General features: G+C 49.0%; 1 protein-coding gene. It reads right to left on the minus strand.

All coding sequences use genetic code 11. The features are described 5' to 3' along the window. Window positions 1–1,053: DNA polymerase III subunit alpha (gene dnaE / locus R7M72_RS25865; protein ID WP_318056564.1), on the minus strand; the 1,053-nt coding region annotated here is incomplete at both ends.

The raw sequence follows: 1,053 nt of genomic DNA on the forward strand, positions 1-1,053 counted from the left end.
CGTGTACAACCTTCTAATAGGCGACACATATCGATGAGTTCTTTAACTTGCTCATCGGCCTCATATAGCTCAGGCAGAGCAGGCTCGGCTTTAAACGCTTTTTCTAGCGTCATACCCGGATCTGGCGGAACCAGTTTCGAAATACGGTCAACGAAACCAAATGGGTGACCAAGAACACGACCAACGTCACGGATTACCGCTTTCGCCGCCATCGTACCGAATGTGATGATCTGAGATACGGCATCGCGACCGTACATTTCGGCAACGTGATCAATCACTTGGTCACGCTTATCCATACAAAAGTCGACGTCGAAATCGGGCATGGATACACGTTCTGGGTTCAAGAAGCGTTCGAAGAGCAAGTCATATTCAAGCGGATCAAGATCGGTGATTTTCAGCGCGTAGGCCACCAAAGAACCGGCACCCGAACCACGACCAGGACCGACTGGAATCGCGTTGTCTTTCGACCACTGGATGAACTCCATTACGATCAAGAAGTAGCCTGGGAACCCCATTTGGTTGATTACGTCGAGTTCGATTTGTAAACGCTCGTCGTATTCTGGACGGCGCTTTTTGCGCTCTTCTTCATCAGGGAATAGGAACTCTAGACGCTCTTCCAAACCTTCTCGCGACTTCATGACCAAGAATTCAGTTTCTTCCATCCCTTCTGTTGGGAAGGCTGGCAAGAAGTATTCACCCAAACGAACGGTCACGTTACAACGCTTGGCGATCTCGACACTGTTTTCTAGCGCTTCTGGAATATCAGCAAACAGCTCACACATTTCCTCTTCAGTGCGAAGGTACTGCTGCGGGCTGTAATTTTTTGGTCGGCGTGGATCTTCTAATGTGTAACCATCATGAATCGCAACACGAATCTCGTGCGCATCAAAAAGTTCTGCACTTAGGAAAACCACTTCGTTTGTCGCGACCACGGGCAAGTCATGTTGCTCAGCGAGATCGCTGGCAAACTGCCAGTACGTCTCTTCATCCGGAAGGCCTGTCCGAATCAATTCTAGATAGAAACGGTCCTGGAAATGCTGTTTGTAACACTCT

Source organism: Vibrio sp. YT-18, assembly GCF_033337345.1.
GTDB lineage: Bacteria > Pseudomonadota > Gammaproteobacteria > Enterobacterales > Vibrionaceae > Vibrio > Vibrio alginolyticus.